The following is a 266-nucleotide window of genomic DNA, read 5'->3' as shown; positions in this document are numbered from 1 at the left end:
TTTGTGCGTGAGTACAGTGGGCGATCTTTACGTGATGTGCTGACGGAAAAATCTGCTCTGCTGGCTGCCAGTCAGCGAGAAGGCGAAAAAATTTATCGCCGCTATTATGAAAAGACACCTCAATTTCCTCTGCAATTTAATCCGCACCCGGGGAAGGATATATGAGTGCCGGTTTTTCCGTTGTCATTCCTGCCTATAACTACGGTCATTGTATTGAACGGGCGGTGCAATCGGTATTGAGCCAGTCTTATTCTGATTTTGAGGTG

1 protein-coding gene is annotated in these 266 nt (G+C 46.6%); it reads left to right on the top strand.

Translation table 11 applies throughout. The features are described from left to right. Positions 1–161 precede the first annotated feature (161 nt). A partial coding sequence (locus A3754_RS26575; RefSeq protein WP_156496905.1) for a glycosyltransferase occupies positions 162–266 on the top strand: 105 nt, incomplete at its 3' end.

Source organism: Alcanivorax sp. HI0083 (assembly GCF_001635175.1).
This window is presented reverse-complemented; position numbering and strand designations above follow the sequence as displayed.